The 13,914-nt window shown below is 66.3% G+C and carries 14 protein-coding genes and 3 tRNA genes; 12 read left to right on the top strand and 5 right to left on the bottom strand.

Annotated elements, in window-relative coordinates; translation table 11 throughout:
* Nucleotides 1–77: 77 nt before the first annotated feature.
* Together A3OK_RS0110055 and A3OK_RS0110060 are read left to right on the top strand one after the other, a co-directional pair.
* Nucleotides 78–153, top strand: a tRNA-Val gene (locus tag A3OK_RS0110055).
* 30 nt (nucleotides 154–183) lie between these two features.
* Nucleotides 184–438 (top strand): hypothetical protein, encoded by a 255-nt coding sequence (locus A3OK_RS0110060; RefSeq protein ID WP_019904741.1) that lies wholly within the window; start codon nucleotides 184–186, stop codon nucleotides 436–438.
* Nucleotides 439–479: 41 nt separating this feature from the next.
* Here the strand turns inward: A3OK_RS0110060 and A3OK_RS0110065 are convergent, their stop codons facing one another.
* From A3OK_RS0110065 to A3OK_RS0110080, 4 genes are all read right to left on the bottom strand, one after another.
* A complete protein-coding gene (locus tag A3OK_RS0110065) occupies nucleotides 480–995 on the bottom strand; it encodes a CAP domain-containing protein (protein WP_051092917.1) in 516 nt (171 codons plus the stop codon).
* Nucleotides 996–1,193: 198 nt separating this feature from the next.
* Nucleotides 1,194–1,409: a hypothetical protein gene (locus A3OK_RS0110070; protein WP_019904743.1), complete on the bottom strand. Its 216-nt coding sequence runs from the start codon at nucleotides 1,407–1,409 to the stop codon at nucleotides 1,194–1,196.
* A 108-nt stretch (nucleotides 1,410–1,517) separates the two neighbouring features.
* Nucleotides 1,518–1,594 (bottom strand) — tRNA-Asp (locus A3OK_RS0110075).
* A gap of 57 nt (nucleotides 1,595–1,651) precedes the next feature.
* Nucleotides 1,652–1,728, bottom strand: a tRNA-Asp gene (locus A3OK_RS0110080).
* Nucleotides 1,729–2,047: 319 nt separating this feature from the next.
* Between A3OK_RS0110080 and rpmI the strand changes: the two genes are divergently transcribed.
* From rpmI to A3OK_RS0110130, 10 genes are all read left to right on the top strand, one after another.
* A complete protein-coding gene (rpmI, locus tag A3OK_RS0110085) occupies nucleotides 2,048–2,251 on the top strand; it encodes a 50S ribosomal protein L35 (protein ID WP_018044555.1) in 204 nt (67 codons plus the stop codon).
* A gap of 46 nt (nucleotides 2,252–2,297) precedes the next feature.
* Nucleotides 2,298–2,672, top strand: coding sequence for a 50S ribosomal protein L20 (gene rplT, locus A3OK_RS0110090; RefSeq protein WP_019904744.1), 375 nt, complete (start codon nucleotides 2,298–2,300; stop codon nucleotides 2,670–2,672).
* Between the two features lie 180 nt (nucleotides 2,673–2,852).
* The gene (pheS, locus tag A3OK_RS0110095; protein ID WP_019904745.1) at nucleotides 2,853–3,935 is read left to right on the top strand and encodes a phenylalanine--tRNA ligase subunit alpha; all 1,083 of its coding nucleotides are present in this window, start codon (nucleotides 2,853–2,855) and stop codon (nucleotides 3,933–3,935) included.
* A gap of 127 nt (nucleotides 3,936–4,062) precedes the next feature.
* A complete protein-coding gene (pheT, locus tag A3OK_RS0110100) occupies nucleotides 4,063–6,486 on the top strand; it encodes a phenylalanine--tRNA ligase subunit beta (RefSeq protein WP_019904746.1) in 2,424 nt (807 codons plus the stop codon).
* Nucleotides 6,487–6,538: 52 nt separating this feature from the next.
* Nucleotides 6,539–7,375, top strand: a complete 837-nt coding sequence (locus A3OK_RS0110105; RefSeq protein ID WP_019904747.1) for a DUF1186 domain-containing protein — start codon at nucleotides 6,539–6,541, stop codon at nucleotides 7,373–7,375.
* A 127-nt stretch (nucleotides 7,376–7,502) separates the two neighbouring features.
* On the top strand, nucleotides 7,503–8,081 hold the full coding sequence (locus A3OK_RS0110110) for an NAD(P)H-dependent oxidoreductase (protein ID WP_019904748.1): 579 nt from the start codon (nucleotides 7,503–7,505) through the stop codon (nucleotides 8,079–8,081).
* 58 nt (nucleotides 8,082–8,139) lie between these two features.
* On the top strand, nucleotides 8,140–8,466 hold the full coding sequence (locus tag A3OK_RS0110115; protein WP_019904749.1) for a hypothetical protein: 327 nt from the start codon (nucleotides 8,140–8,142) through the stop codon (nucleotides 8,464–8,466).
* Nucleotides 8,467–8,615: 149 nt separating this feature from the next.
* Entirely contained in the window at nucleotides 8,616–10,928 is a 2,313-nt protein-coding gene (rnr, locus tag A3OK_RS0110120) for a ribonuclease R (protein WP_019904750.1), read from the top strand.
* 103 nt (nucleotides 10,929–11,031) lie between these two features.
* Entirely contained in the window at nucleotides 11,032–11,511 is a 480-nt protein-coding gene (locus A3OK_RS0110125; RefSeq protein WP_019904751.1) for a DUF983 domain-containing protein, read from the top strand.
* Nucleotides 11,468–12,211 (top strand): NUDIX hydrolase, encoded by a 744-nt coding sequence (locus tag A3OK_RS0110130; protein ID WP_019904752.1) that lies wholly within the window; start codon nucleotides 11,468–11,470, stop codon nucleotides 12,209–12,211. The genes A3OK_RS0110125 and A3OK_RS0110130 overlap by 44 nt, the downstream gene beginning before the upstream one ends.
* Before the next feature lie 292 nt (nucleotides 12,212–12,503).
* On the opposite strand, the gene A3OK_RS0110140 is transcribed toward A3OK_RS0110130, so the two are convergent.
* Entirely contained in the window at nucleotides 12,504–13,886 is a 1,383-nt protein-coding gene (locus tag A3OK_RS0110140) for a 3-deoxy-7-phosphoheptulonate synthase class II (protein WP_019904753.1), read from the bottom strand.
* Between the last annotated feature and the right edge of the window lie 28 nt (nucleotides 13,887–13,914).

The following is a 13,914-nucleotide window of genomic DNA, read 5'->3' on the forward strand; positions in this document are numbered from 1 at the left end:
TATCGCGGGACATGACCACGCGAGCGGGAGAGGGTTGCCATTCCGATGACGCTTGGATTAACGATGCGGCGCGCGTCGGGCGGTTAGCTCAGTTGGTAGAGCGTCTCCTTTACACGGAGAGGGTCGGCGGTTCGAGCCCGTCACCGCCCACCATGCCCCCTCCCCCGGCCCGAGAGACGAGCGATGACCGCGCGCGGTTTCCCAACACCCTGGCTCGTCGTCGAGAAGACCGAGAGCTTTTGCATCGAGGATGCGGACGGGTCGTCTGTCGCCTGGACCTATTTCTCGGACGATGCGGAGAAGCGGGAGGCCACGGGTCTCATGAACCGCGAGGAAGCGCTGCGGATCGCGAAGGCCGTCGCGATGATCCCGGAAATGCGGACGATCATTCGCAGCATCCAGGATGGGTTGGCCGAATCGGATGACGCCGCCGGTTGAACGGCGCGGCGAGTGCCGGTTTCCGACACGCCGGGTCTTCGTCAGTTCCCAGCGAGGACCAGGGCCCAGAACCGCTTGTAGCGCGTGCCCGGCGCGTCGACGCGAGCGATGCCCACGCGCTTGAGTTGGGGCATCAGCATGTTCTTGTTGTGCTCGGGCGAGGCCTTCCAGCGGACGAGGACTTCGTCGAAGGTGGTGGAGCCGGCGCTCAGGTTCTCGGCAGCGAAGGAACGGCCGAACCCGGCCTTCGCCATGCGGGAATCGAAGGTCCCGCCGATCTCGTGGCTGAGACGGCCGGCCTTGGCATTGGATTCCGCTTGGTAGGACGCAGCTCGGATCAGGCTTGAATCCAGCACGACCGGGCCGAGCCCATGGGAGGCCCGGTAACGGGAGATCGCCGCGGCGGCAGCACTCTCGTCGAGGATGACCGGGCTCGTCAGGTTGTCGGCCTCCGGCAGGATGCCCGGTGAGCCGCAGCCGGCCAGCATCAGAAGGCTCGCAGCCATCGCTGCGGCACAGACCCGCGAGAGGGTGGGAGACGTGAGAAATGAGGACATCGATCGGAGCCGGTTCGCTGCGCTTCAGGGTCGTTGGCTCCGCCATCCCGGCCCGATAGGGCGAAAACGCGGCAGCGGCGCGAACCATCTCGCTCCACGGACCGATGTGTCCGATCCGCCACTCCTCAGACCCGTCGTGACGAGCGCTCGCTCGGCCCGCAACACGATGGAGTCGAGGGCGAGCGAGGATCGATCCGCTCAGATCCGGGTGCCGTGGTCGCGCGGGGGTGAACCGCAGCGCCAGGCGGTGATGCGATAATCGGGATGGGTCCCGATCCATCGCGCGAGTTGTGGCTGCGCTACCCGGATGCAGCCCCTGGCATCGACGACATCGAGCGGGAGCCGCTTCGATTCGCAGGTGTCCGGCGACTGCGCCATGCAAGCGGTGAAATAAAGAAAGAAGAAGCCTGCCATCGTTCCGAGAGCCCGTATCCGCGAGACATTCTCAGGATGAGGCTAGTGCACGAACGGCCCAAGTCGAGGGTTGCCGAGGTGCATGCGTGGAAAGTTAAGGCTGGACGGTGGCGCGGGCGACGGGACTCGAACCCGCGACCTCCGGCGTGACAGGCCGGCACTCTAACCAACTGAGCTACGCCCGCGTATCTGGGTAGTCAGGCATTCGGATCATCCATCATGACGAGCGTCTATGATGGACGTGGCGCGGGCGACGGGACTCGAACCCGCGACCTCCGGCGTGACAGGCCGGCACTCTAACCAACTGAGCTACGCCCGCACGGCGTCCCGCCCCGTTTCCGGCGGTGTCGGGGGTCTAGTTTCCGCACCCCGACCTGTCAAGCAACACCACGCAGCATTTCAAACGAAATCCCGTCTTGTCTTGAGCGTCAGGCGTAGGCGAGGGTGAAGGACGCCGCCGGCGAGAGCGGAGACGGCATTGAAACCGCGTCTCTTTTCTGTCATACGCCCCCTCGCGTTGAACCGCCCGGCCGATAGGGCTGCCGTGGCGGTTCGTGCTGCTCCATCAGAAGCATCAACCGAGCGCACGCCTTCGACCTGTCGCCGGGTCGGAGGGCATGCGCGTTCAGGAGAGCCAAATGCCCAAGCTGAAAACCAAGTCGGGCGCGAAGAAGCGCTTCAAGATCACCGGCACCGGCAAGGTCATGTATGCCCAGGCCGGCAAGCGCCACGGGATGATCAAGCGGACGACGAAGCAGATCCGCAACCTGCGCGGCACCACCACCCTGTTCGAGGGCGATGCTGCCAACGTGAAGAAGTATTTCCTGCCCAACAGCCGGTAATCCTTCGCCGCAGCCGATACTGTTTTCGTAATTCAGGAGAGAACCCATGGCCCGCGTCAAACGCGGCGTGACCAGTCACGCGAAGCACAAGAAAGTCCTCAAGGCCGCCCGTGGTTATTACGGTCGCCGCAAGAATACGATCCGGATCGCCAAGCAGGCGGTCGAGAAGGGCATGCAGTATGCCTACCGCGATCGGAAGAACAAGAAGCGCACGTTCCGCGCTCTCTGGATCCAGCGCCTCAACGCCGCTGTCCGCGAGCATGGCCTGACCTATTCGCGCTTCATCAACGGTCTGATGAAGTCCGGCATCGAGGTGGATCGCAAGGCCCTGTCCGAGCTCGCCATTCACGAGCCGGCGAGCTTCGCGGTGGTGGTGGAGAAGGCCAAGGCCGCTCTTCCGGATCTCGCCAAGGCTGCCTGAGGCGCGCCCCCACGCCCTCATCTTCGTCGATGCGAAAGGCGCGGGCCGAAAGGTGCCGCGCCTTCGTCTTTTGCAAAGGATCGTCGGCCGGCGCGCTTGCATTGGCGGCGCCAACCCGCAAAACCCTCGCGGGGCCGGAATACGATCCGAAGGCCGCATGCCAACCGGTGGGTTGAACCGATGACCGATCTCGACACCCTCGAAGGCGATCTGCTCGGGCAGGTCGGGAACGCGTCCGACGAGGCCTCCCTCGATGCCGTGCGCGTTGCGGCCCTCGGCAAGAAGGGCTCGATCTCCGAGCTGCTCAAGACTCTCGGCAGCATGACGCCCGACGAGCGCAAGGAGCGCGGCCCGCTCATCAACGGCCTTCGCGACAAGGTCCAGGGCGCCATCGCGATCCGTCGCGACGCCCTCGCCGAGGCCGCCCTCGAAGCCCGCCTCTCGGCGGAGCGGATCGACGTCACCCTGCCGGTGCGTGAGGCACCGGAAGCGCGCGGGCGCATCCATCCGATCAGCCAGGTCATGGATGAGATCACCGCGATCTTCGCCGATATGGGCTTCTCGGTGGCGGAAGGTCCGGACATCGAGACCGACGATTACAATTTCACCGCGCTCAACTTCCCGCCCGGCCACCCGGCGCGCGAGATGCATGACACGTTCTTCCTGGCCCCCGACCGCAACGGCCAGCGCAAGGTGCTGCGCACTCACACCTCGCCGGTCCAGATCCGCACCATGCGGTCCCAGGAGCCGCCGATCCGCGTGATCTGCCCCGGCCGGACCTATCGCCACGATTCCGACCAGACCCACACGCCGATGTTCCATCAGGTCGAAGGGCTGGTGATCGACAAGAGCGCCAATATCGCCAACCTGAAATGGGTTCTGGAAGAGTTCTGCCGCACCTTCTTCGAAGTCGATGGGGTGAAGATGCGGTTCCGGCCATCATTCTTCCCCTTCACCGAGCCGTCGGCGGAAGTGGACATCCAGTGCTCGCGCAAGGGCGGCGAGATCCGCTTCGGCGAGGGCACCGACTGGCTCGAGATCCTCGGCTGCGGCATGGTCCATCCGAATGTGCTCAGGAATTGCGGCTACGACCCCGATTTCGTTCAGGGCTTCGCCTTCGGCATGGGGATCGACCGGATCGCCATGCTGAAATACGGCACGCCGGACCTGCGTCCGTTCTTCGAGGCGGATGTGCGCTGGCTCGAGCATTACGGCTTCCGCCCGCTCGATATCCCGAGCCTGGTGGCGGGGCTGACATCCTAAGGCGCTGCGCTGCCGAGGATGTCTCATTTTTCTCCGGGTCTCGTGAGCGGGCACCGGCTATTTTCATCCTGATTGGGACCGGGCCGCCCACGATTGGCGGCGATACCGGCGCCGAAGGGGCTGTCCGATGAAATTCACCCTCTCCTGGCTCAAGGAACACCTCGAAACCGAGGCGTCCCTGGATCATGTGTCCGAGACGCTGACGCGGATCGGTCTCGAAGTCGAAGGCATCGAGGACAAGGCGGCGTCGCTCGCTCCCTATGTCGTCGCCCATGTGCTCACGGCCGAACAGCATCCCAATGCCGATCGCCTGCGCGTCTGCACGGTGGATGCCGGTGATGGGCAGCCGCTGCAGGTCGTCTGCGGGGCGCCTAATGCGCGGGCCGGGATGAAGTCGGTCTTCGCGCCGCCGGGCACCTACGTGCCGGGCAAGAACATCACCCTGTCGGTAGGCAGCATTCGCGGCGTCGAGAGCCGGGGCATGCTGTGCTCGGGCGCCGAGCTCGGCCTCGGCGACGACCATGACGGCATCCTCGACCTGCCGGCGGACGCCCCGACGGGGCAGCCCTACGCGCTCTATGCCGGGCTCGACGATCCGGTCATCGAGATCAATCTCACGCCGAACCGGCCGGATTGCACTTCGATCCACGGCATCGCCCGCGATCTCTCGGCCGCCGGCCTCGGTGTGCTGAAGCGCGAGTCGATGCCGCCGGTGCGTGGCGACGACGACTGCCCTGTCCCGGTGACCCTCGACTTCGAGCCCACGGACAAGGGGTTGTGCCCCTATTTCGCCCTGCGCCTCGTGCGCGGCGTGAAGAACGGCCCTTCCCCCGAATGGATGCAGGCCCGCTTGCGCGCCATCGGCCTGCGCCCGATCAATGCGCTCGTCGACATCACCAACTACCTGACCTTCGATCGCGGCCGGCCGCTCCATGTCTTCGATGCGGCCAAGGTGAAGGGGGCACTCCTCATCCGCCGCGCCCGCGACGGCGAGAGCCTGAAGGCTCTGGACGGCAAGACCTACGCCCTGGACGAAGGCATCGTCGTCATCGCCGACGAGAACGGCCCCGAATCCATCGGCGGCATCATCGGTGGCGAAGCCTCGGGCTGCGATGCCGATACCGTGGATGTGCTGATCGAATCGGCGCTTTGGGATCCGGTGAACATCGCCCAGAGCGGACGCCGCCTCGGCATCATCACCGATGCGCGCTACCGGTTCGAGCGCGGAGTCGATCCCGTCTTCGCCCTGCCCGGACTCGATCTCGCCACCCGCATGGTGCTGGACATCTGCGGCGGCACGCCGAGCCGGGCCGTGATCGCCGGTGACCTGCCCGAGACCGAGCGCGTCATCGACTTCCCCTGGACCGAGACTCGCAGGCTCGCCGGAATCGAGCTGTCCCGCGCCGAGATGAAGGTCACGCTGGAGACGCTCGGCTTCCATGTGGCCGGCGCGGGAGACCGGGTGAAGGTTCTCACCCCGTCCTGGCGCCCGGATGTCGAAGGCAAGGCCGATCTCGTGGAGGAGATCATCCGCATCGCCGGCCTCGACCGGATCGAGCCCAAACCGCTGCCCCGCGACGATGCCTCCATCGGTAAGGCGACGCTGACGCCGTTGCAGAAGCGCACGCGCCTCGCCAAGCGGGCGCTGGCCACGCGAGGGCTCGTGGAAGCGGTGACCTGGTCGTTCATCCCGCATGACGACGCCGTGCTCTTCGGCGGCGGCAAGGCGGATCTGGCATTGGCCAACCCCATCGCCGCCGACCTCTCCGACATGCGGCCGAGCCTCGTGCCGGGTCTGCTCCGCGCGGCCCAGCGCAACGCCGACCGTGGATATGGCGATGTCGCCCTGTTCGAGGTCGGCCAATGCTTCGAGACCGACCAGCCCGAGGGCCAGTCGATCCGCGCTACTGCCATCCGCCGCGGCACGGCGCGCCATGCAGGCGCCGGTCGCCATTGGGAGGGCGCCGCCGCGACCGTCGATGCGTTCGAGGCCAAGGCCGATGCGCTGGCGCTCCTCACCGCGCTCGGCGTGCCGACCGGCGGGCTCCAGATCGTGGCGGGCGGGCCGAGCTGGCTGCATCCCGGCCGCTCGGGCACGATGCAATTCGGGCCGAAGAACCAGATCGGCTATTTCGGCGAGATTCATCCTCGCGTGATGAAGGCGCTCGACCTCAAGGGCACGCTCGTCGCCTTCGAGATCACCCTCGATGCCGTACCCCTGCCGAAATACCGGCCCACCAAGGTCAAGCCCGCCCTCGCCCTCTCCGATTTCCAGCCGATCTCGCGCGATTTCGCCTTCGTGGTTAGCCGTGACGTGGCGGCGGGCGATGTGGTGAAGGCGGCTCAGGGCGCGGAACGCAAGCTGATCGCCGGCATCGACGTCTTCGACATCTACGAGGGCATCGGTATCCCCGAGGGAGCGAAATCCGTTGCCATCGCAGTGAGGCTGCAACCGGTGGAACGCACCCTCACCGATGCGGAAATCGAGACCGTGACCGCCAAGATCGTCGCCGAGGTGACCCGCAAGACCGGCGCGACCCTGAGGGGCTGAGCCGGGTCGTGCGACGCACGGATTCAATACTTTCGAGGGAAACAAGCCGGCCATGGCGAACCGCGAACTGATCGAGGTCTTGTCGGCCGCCAAGCATCTGCCGAAGGAAGCGGTGCTTCAGGCCGTGGCGAATCCGTCGGACATCGCCGATGCCGTCCTTGCCGTCCTTGGCTTGGCGGCCGAGGGTAAGGACCTCGACGAGGCCCAGGGCAACCTGCTGTTCTGGGGGCTGCACATCCTGGCGGCAGGCCGTGAGACGCGCGCCTTCGCGCCGCTCATGGAGCTTTTGCGGCGTCAGGATGCCGACACCCTCGACGCCCTCCTCGGCGACGCCCTGACGACGACCATGGCCAAGGTGATCGTCAGCGTCTTCAATGGCGACGTCGCGCCGATGCATGCATTGCTGCTCGATTCGACGGTGGATGGCTTTGCCCGAAACGAGGTCTTCGCCGCCCTCGCCTTCCTGACGCAGACCGGGCGGATCGACCGGGCACAGACTCACGATCTCCTCGTCCGTTTCGACGACAAGCGCGCCGCGGTCGAGGTCGATATCGGTTGGGTCGGGTGGGAGGAGACCATCGCCCTCCTCGGATTCGCCGATCTCGCCCTGAGGAGCACGGCGGCCCGGGCCGATGGCCGCCTGACCAACGAGTTCAGCGACGCGCAGTGGTTCCACACCACCCTGCGTCGGGCGACGGCCAAGCCGGACGACCTGCAGCGTTTCGACAGTCGCAACTACGGCACCTTCGACGATCCGGTCACGGAGCTGCATTGGACGGCGGAAGGTGCCGGCCTGCCGATCCGCAACCCGGTGAAGATCGGCCGTAACGATCCGTGCCCGTGCGGAAGCGGGAAGAAGTACAAGAAGTGCTGCCTCGGCGCGGCGTGAGGAAAGGCGCCGGCCCCCGGAGCTCAGGGCTCGGCCGAAAGTTCAGGGCTCGGCCAAAGAATCGCGACAGCATTTGTCGGCGCAGATACGATGCACCCACAGCGTTCATCTTCGCCGGAGCAGCAGCATGTCCCTCGTAATCCCCGTCATCCTCGGTTCCGTCCGCAGCGAGCGCCAGGGTCTGCGGGGCGCGCGCTTCGTGGTGAGAGCGCTTGAGGAACGCGGCATCGAGGCGCCGCTCGTGGACCCGGCCGAGTTGAAGCTGCCGCTCCTCGACAAGATGTACAAGGAATATCCCAAGGGCGAAGCGCCGTCGGTGCTGGAAGAGCTCGCCACGCTGTATCGCCGGTCGGACGCCTTCGTCGTCGTCTCGGCCGAGTACAACCACTCGATCCCGCCGGCTCTTTCCAACACCCTCGACCATTTCCTCGAAGAGTATTTCTGGCGGCCATCGGCCATCGTCTGCTACTCGGCCGGCCAGTATGGCGGCGTCCGGGCGGCAATGCAGCTGCGGGCGATGATGGCGGAGCTCGGTGCGCCGAGCATCGCGTCGCTTCTGCCGATCCCTCGGATCCACAAGGCGCTCGACGCCGAAGGCGTGGCGCAGGAGGAGTGGCTGTCGAAGGCGGCCAAGCGCTTCCTCGACGAACTCGTCTGGCATGCCGAGGCCCTGAAGGCGCAGCGCGCCAAGGGCACGCCCTATTGAGCCGCATTCGGCGCGGGATTTGCGCGTTCTCACCTCCGTGAAACCGGATGGGGCGCCGATGACGATCCTTCAAACCTTCCTCGCCAGCCTCGTGAAGGCGGCTCTGATCTCGGACGATGCGACGAGCCTTCGCTGGCGCGATGAGACGAGGCGCGCCCAGGCCGCCCTGGTGGCGGATTCGCAGGCGGTGGCGGGGCTGAAGATCGACGGGATCTGGACGCTGGCCGTCAGGGAGGCCGAGGCGCCGGAGTTTTGCGCCTCGGAGAGCAGGGTCTCGTTCGGCATGCCGGTCGCCTGCCCGTTCACCCTCGCCGAGGTCACGGATGCTGGCTTCGACATCGATGCCGGCGTGGAGCGGATCGCCGATTCCGCTTCCACCGGTTGATGGCGGGCAATGAAGAGTGGAAGAACATTGCCCCAGGGCGCGCCCGGTCCCATGTTGAGGTCCGTGGAAAGGCCCGAGCCTGAGGCCTTCCGATCTCTCGCCGCCAAGACTTCGAGCGGCGCGTTACACGATTTCGAGCCCAGAGACATTTGGCCAGACGCATCAATCCCAACCTCGGGCAGAGCGCCCTTCCCTCCCGCGAGCAGATCCTCGCCTTCATCGAACAGGCGACCGAGAAGGTCGGCAAGCGCGAGATCGCGGCGGCGTTCGACATCAAGGGCGCCGACCGCATCGGTTTGAAGCGCATTCTCAAGGAGATCGAAGAAGAGGGCGAGATCGAGCGCGGCAGAAGCGGCCTCGTCCAGGCCGGCCGTTTGCCGGCGGTGACGCTGGCCGACATCAAGTCTCGGGATCGCGACGGCGATTTCTTCGCCGTCCCCGTCGAATGGGACCATGCGAAGGGGCCGCCTCCCAAGATCCTGGTCTCGTCGCCGCGCGGCGGCAAGAAGCCCGGCCGGGCCGCGCCCGGCATCGGCGACCGGGTGATGCTCCGCGTCGAACCGATCCAGGGCGAGAGCGGGCGATATTCCGGCCGCGTCATCAAGGTCATCGGCAAGAACAAAGCCGAGATCATCGGCGTCTACCGGTCCGGCCCGGACGGTGGCCGCATCGTCCCTGTCGAGAAGCGGGCGCAGGGGCGCGAGATCGCGATCCCGGCCGGCGAGGAAGGCGAGGCGCGGGACGGCGATCTCGTCAGCGTCGGCCTCGTGCGCGAGACGCGGTTCGGGCTGCCGCAGGGACGGGTGACCGAGCGCCTCGGGTCACTCGGTTCCGAGCGCGCCGTGAGCCTGATCGCGCTGCATCTCCATCACATCCCGCACGTCTTCGCCGCCGATACCCTGGCGGAAGCCGATGCGGTGGAGCCCGTGGGGATGAAGGGTCGCGAGGATTGGCGGGCAGAGCCGCTGCTGACCATCGACCCGCCCGACGCCAAGGACCATGACGATGCCGTCATGGCGATCCCGGACCCGGACGAGGCCAATGCCGGCGGCTTCCTCGTCACCGTCGCCATCGCCGACGTCGCCGCCTATGTCCGCCCCGGTTCGGCTCTCGACCGCGAGGCGCTGATGCGCGGCAACTCGGTGTATTTCCCCGACCGCGTCGTACCGATGCTGCCCGAGCGCATCTCGAACGATCTCTGCTCGCTGAGGGAGAAGGAGGACCGCCCGGCCATCGCCATGCGCATGGTCTTCGGCGCCGACGGGGTGAAGCGTCGTCACAGCGTCCACCGGATCATGATGCGCTCGCGCGCCAAGCTGTCCTACGCGCAGGCACAGGCGGCCATCGACGGATTCACCGACGAGACGACGGAGCCGTTGCTGGAGCCGGTCCTGCGTCCGCTCTGGGCCGCCTATGCCGCCCTCACCGAGGCGCGTGATGCGCGCGGACCGCTCGCCCTCGACCTGCCGGAGCGGAAGGTGCTGCTGACGCCCGACGGCGCCGTCGACCGGGTGGTGGTGCCCGCCCGCCTCGATGCGCATCGGCTCATCGAGGAGTTCATGATCCAGGCCAATGTCGCGGCCGCCGAGACCCTGGAACAGGCCAAGCAGCCGCTAATCTACCGTGTCCATGACGAGCCGGCCCTGGAGAAGATGCGGGCGCTTGGCGAGGTGTTGGCCTCCATCGGCATCAAGATCCCGAAAGAGGGCGCCCTGCGCCCTGCCCTCTTCAATCGCATCCTCGGCTCGGTGGCGGAGACGGAGCACGCGATCTTCATCAACGAGGTGGTGCTGCGCTCGCAGGCTCAGGCGGTCTACGCCGCGCAGAATCTCGGCCATTTCGGCCTCAACCTCCGGCGTTACGCCCATTTCACCTCGCCGATCCGGCGCTACGCCGATCTCATCGTCCACCGGGCGCTGATCTCGGCCTGCAGGCTCGGCCCGGACGGTCTGTCGTCCGACGTGACGGTGGGGGCCCTCGACCAGATCGGCGAGCAGATCTCCGCCGCCGAGCGCCGGGCCATGGCAGCGGAGCGCGAAACGATCGACCGGCTCATCGCGCATCACCTCGCCGACAGGGTCGGCGCCAACTTCACCGGCCAGATCTCCGGCGTGACCCGCGCCGGGCTGTTCATCAAGCTCGACGAGACCGGGGCCGATGGCTTCGTGCCGATCTCGACCATCGGTGCCGATTTCTATCGTCATGACGAGGCGCGCCATGCCCTGGTGGGCGAGCGCAGCGGCGAGACCCATCGCCTCGGCGACCGCGTCGAAGTGAGGTTGGTGGAGGCGGCGGCCGTGGCGGGTGCGCTGCGCTTCGAGCTTCTCTCCGAAGGGCAGGCGAGGCCGCAGGCCGGTGGGACGAAGCCTTCCAAGCCGCGCGGCTTCCATAAGGCCGGTCCGCCAGGCCGGCCCGCAGGCATCCGCAGCACCGGGTCGCGCCACCGTGGGTCGCGCCGCTGAGGGGCATCGTGTAGGTGAATGGTCGATGGGCTCTTCGCCCCTCCTCGATCGCCTCGTTCCGGGGTGGCGGGGTCGGCGGTGGGAGCAATGGAGAGGCACGCCAATGACTGCGAGCGTCCAGACCCTGCCCGGCGAGCGCGTGGGCCTTATGAAGGCGATGGCCCGCGGCTTTCTCTGCCGCTGCCCGCATTGCGGCGAGGGCAAGCTCTTCGGCAAGTTCCTGAAGGTCCGCCCTTCCTGCGACGCGTGCGGACTCGAGTTCCACCACCACCGAGCCGACGATCTTCCTCCCTATGTCGTGATCTTCATCATCGGCCACATCGTCGGCTACTTCATTCTGGAATTGGAGACGAACTACGACGTGCCGTTGTGGTTTCAGCTCTCGTTCTGGCCGATCGTCACCCTCGGATCGGCCCTCGCGCTGCTCCAGCCGGTGAAGGGCTCGGTGATCGGATTGCAGTACGCCCTTGGCATGGGGGGCTTTGCCACGCTACCGACGGGCTCAAGCGTGGCAATTGCGCGATCCGAGGAGGTTCAGCTTGGACCAAGCGACAATCCTATCCCAGACCTCGGCCGCGCCTGACTCTCCCAAGCGCAAGGTCACTCTGCGGCCGCGTAATGCGGCGACCCTCATCATCATCGACCGCACGGGACGTCAGCCCAAGTTCCTGATGGGCAAGCGCCACGAAGGCCTCGCCTTCATGCCCGGCAAATTCGTATTCCCCGGCGGGCGGATCGAACCCGGCGACCGCCGCATGAGCGTCGCTGGCGCGCTCTCGTCGCGGGCGGACGATGCGCTGGCCAAGCGCGTGCCCCGCGCCTCGCATTCCCTGGGACGGGCGCTCGCTTTGGCGGCGATCCGCGAGACCTCCGAGGAGACCGGTCTCTTTCTCGGCACGACCGATTATGGGCCGCCGGAAACCACGCCGGAGGGAAGCTGGTCGGCGTTCAAAGAGCTTGGCGTGATGCCCGACCTCGAAGCGCTGCATCTCGTCGCTCGGGCGATCACGCCGCCCGGCCGGCCGCGCCGGTTCGACACGCGCTTCTTCACCATCGACCGCAAGGCGGTCGTCGCCGAACAGCCGGGCATCGTCACGCCGACATCGGAGTTGGTGGAGCTCGCCTGGGTGAGCTTTGCCGAGGCGCGGGAACTCGACCTGCCGCGCATTACCCGCGTCGTCCTCGACGAATTGGAAGTGCACATCGCCGGCGGATTCGCACCCTATCTGCCGATACCGTTCTTCTACGACCGTAACGGCAAGAACGTCCGCGAGGTTCTGTAGGCGGCATCAGGAACCGTATCCGCTCACATTCCGTTGATCGGATGATGATGTAGCTGGAGTACGACGATGCTGAAGGGTGGTTTGCTGTGGCTGATCGGTATTCCTCTACCGATCATTTTGCTGATCTACTTCTTCACGTCCTGGCTGCACTGAGATGCACGGAGGCAGGCTGATTCGCCAGCCTCGATCCGAGACGTCATCGTCGTAGATCATGAAAACGAAAAGCCCCTCTTCCTGGCCAGGAAGAGGGGCTTCTTGTTTCAATCGCGTGTCCTGCGACGTCGACGGGAGCTCATTCGGCGGCGTCGAGGCGAGGACGAACGATATCCGCCCGCTCACGCTTCACGAGTTCGGCGGTGAGGAACGCCACTTCCAGAGCCTGCTCCGCATTCAGGCGGGGATCGCAATACGTGTGGTAGCGATCCTGCAGGTCGTCGGCCGTCAGTGCGCGGGCGCCGCCGGTGCATTCCGTCACGTTCTTGCCGGTCATCTCCAGATGAATGCCGCCGGCGACCGTGCGTTCGGCCCCGTGCACGCCGAAGAAGCCCTCGATCTCCGTCATCACCCGCTCGAACGGACGCGTCTTGTAGCGGCCGGCCGAGATGGTGTTGCCGTGCATCGGATCGCAGACCCACACGACCTTGCGACCCTCACGCTCGACCGTGCGGACCAGCCCGGGCAGGTGATCGCCGACCTTGTCCGCGCCGAAGCGGCAGATCAGAGTGAGACGCCCCGCCTCGTTCTCCGGGTTGAGCTGGTCGATCAGCTTGATCAGCCCTTCGGAGGTCATCGACGGCCCGCATTTCAGCCCGATCGGGTTCTTGATGCCGCGCGCATACTCGATATGGGCATGGTCCGTCTGACGGGTGCGGTCGCCGACCCAGAGCATGTGGCCCGAGGTGGCGTACCAGTCGCCGCTGGTGGAATCGACGCGGGTCAGGGCCTCCTCATAGCCGAGGAGGAGCGCCTCGTGGCTCGTGAAGAAGTCGGTGGTGCGGACCTCCTGGTGCGTCTCCGGATTGATGCCGATGGCGCGCATGAAATCGAGCGCATCGGTCATCCGCTCCGCCACATCCTGGTAGCGCGAGGATTGCGGGCTGTCCTTGACGAAGCCGAGCATCCAGCGATGCGCGTTCTCGAGGTTGGCGTAACCGCCGGTGGCGAAGGCGCGCAGCAGGTTCAGCGTCGCCGCCGATTGCCGGTAGGCCTCCAACTGCCGGCGCGGATCCGGGATGCGTGCCTCCTCGGTGAAGGTGAGGCCGTTGACGATATCGCCCCGGTAGCTCGGCAGGCTCACCCCATCCATCGTCTCGGTGGGCGAGGAGCGCGGCTTGGCGAACTGTCCGGCGATGCGACCGACCTTCACCACCGGCGAACCGCCGGCGAAGGTGAGCACCAGTGCCATCTGCAGGAACACGCGGAAGAAATCGCGGATGTTGTCGGCCGAATGCTCGTCGAAGCTCTCGGCGCAATCGCCGCCCTGGAGCAGGAACGCTTCGCCGGTGGAGACGCGGGCCAGCGCGGATTTCAGCTTGCGCGCCTCACCTGCAAAAACGAGGGGCGGAAAGCTGCCGAGCTGGGTCTCGACCGCCTGAAGGGCAGCGGCATCCGGATAGGCCGGCACCTGCTGGATCGGCAGGTTTCGCCAAGTCTTCGGTGTCCAACGCTCGCCCATGATGATCTCCCGTCCACCTCTCGGCCGG

This window comes from Methylobacterium sp. 77 (genome assembly GCF_000372825.1).
Lineage (GTDB): Bacteria > Pseudomonadota > Alphaproteobacteria > Rhizobiales > Beijerinckiaceae > Methylobacterium.

Coding starts and splice junctions, on each gene's coding strand:
- A3OK_RS0110065 (WP_051092917.1), bottom strand. CDS start 995: ATGTCCTCATTTCTCACGTCTCCCACCCTCTCGCGGGTCTGTGCCGCA.
- rplT (WP_019904744.1), top strand. CDS start 2,298: ATGGCCCGCGTCAAACGCGGCGTGACCAGTCACGCGAAGCACAAGAAA.
- rpmI (WP_018044555.1), top strand. CDS start 2,048: ATGCCCAAGCTGAAAACCAAGTCGGGCGCGAAGAAGCGCTTCAAGATC.
- pheS (WP_019904745.1), top strand. CDS start 2,853: ATGACCGATCTCGACACCCTCGAAGGCGATCTGCTCGGGCAGGTCGGG.
- A3OK_RS0110110 (WP_019904748.1), top strand. CDS start 7,503: ATGTCCCTCGTAATCCCCGTCATCCTCGGTTCCGTCCGCAGCGAGCGC.
- A3OK_RS0110105 (WP_019904747.1), top strand. CDS start 6,539: ATGGCGAACCGCGAACTGATCGAGGTCTTGTCGGCCGCCAAGCATCTG.
- A3OK_RS0110115 (WP_019904749.1), top strand. CDS start 8,140: ATGACGATCCTTCAAACCTTCCTCGCCAGCCTCGTGAAGGCGGCTCTG.
- A3OK_RS0110140 (WP_019904753.1), bottom strand. CDS start 13,886: ATGGGCGAGCGTTGGACACCGAAGACTTGGCGAAACCTGCCGATCCAG.
- A3OK_RS0110125 (WP_019904751.1), top strand. CDS start 11,032: ATGACTGCGAGCGTCCAGACCCTGCCCGGCGAGCGCGTGGGCCTTATG.
- pheT (WP_019904746.1), top strand. CDS start 4,063: ATGAAATTCACCCTCTCCTGGCTCAAGGAACACCTCGAAACCGAGGCG.
- A3OK_RS0110060 (WP_019904741.1), top strand. CDS start 184: ATGACCGCGCGCGGTTTCCCAACACCCTGGCTCGTCGTCGAGAAGACC.
- A3OK_RS0110070 (WP_019904743.1), bottom strand. CDS start 1,409: ATGGCAGGCTTCTTCTTTCTTTATTTCACCGCTTGCATGGCGCAGTCG.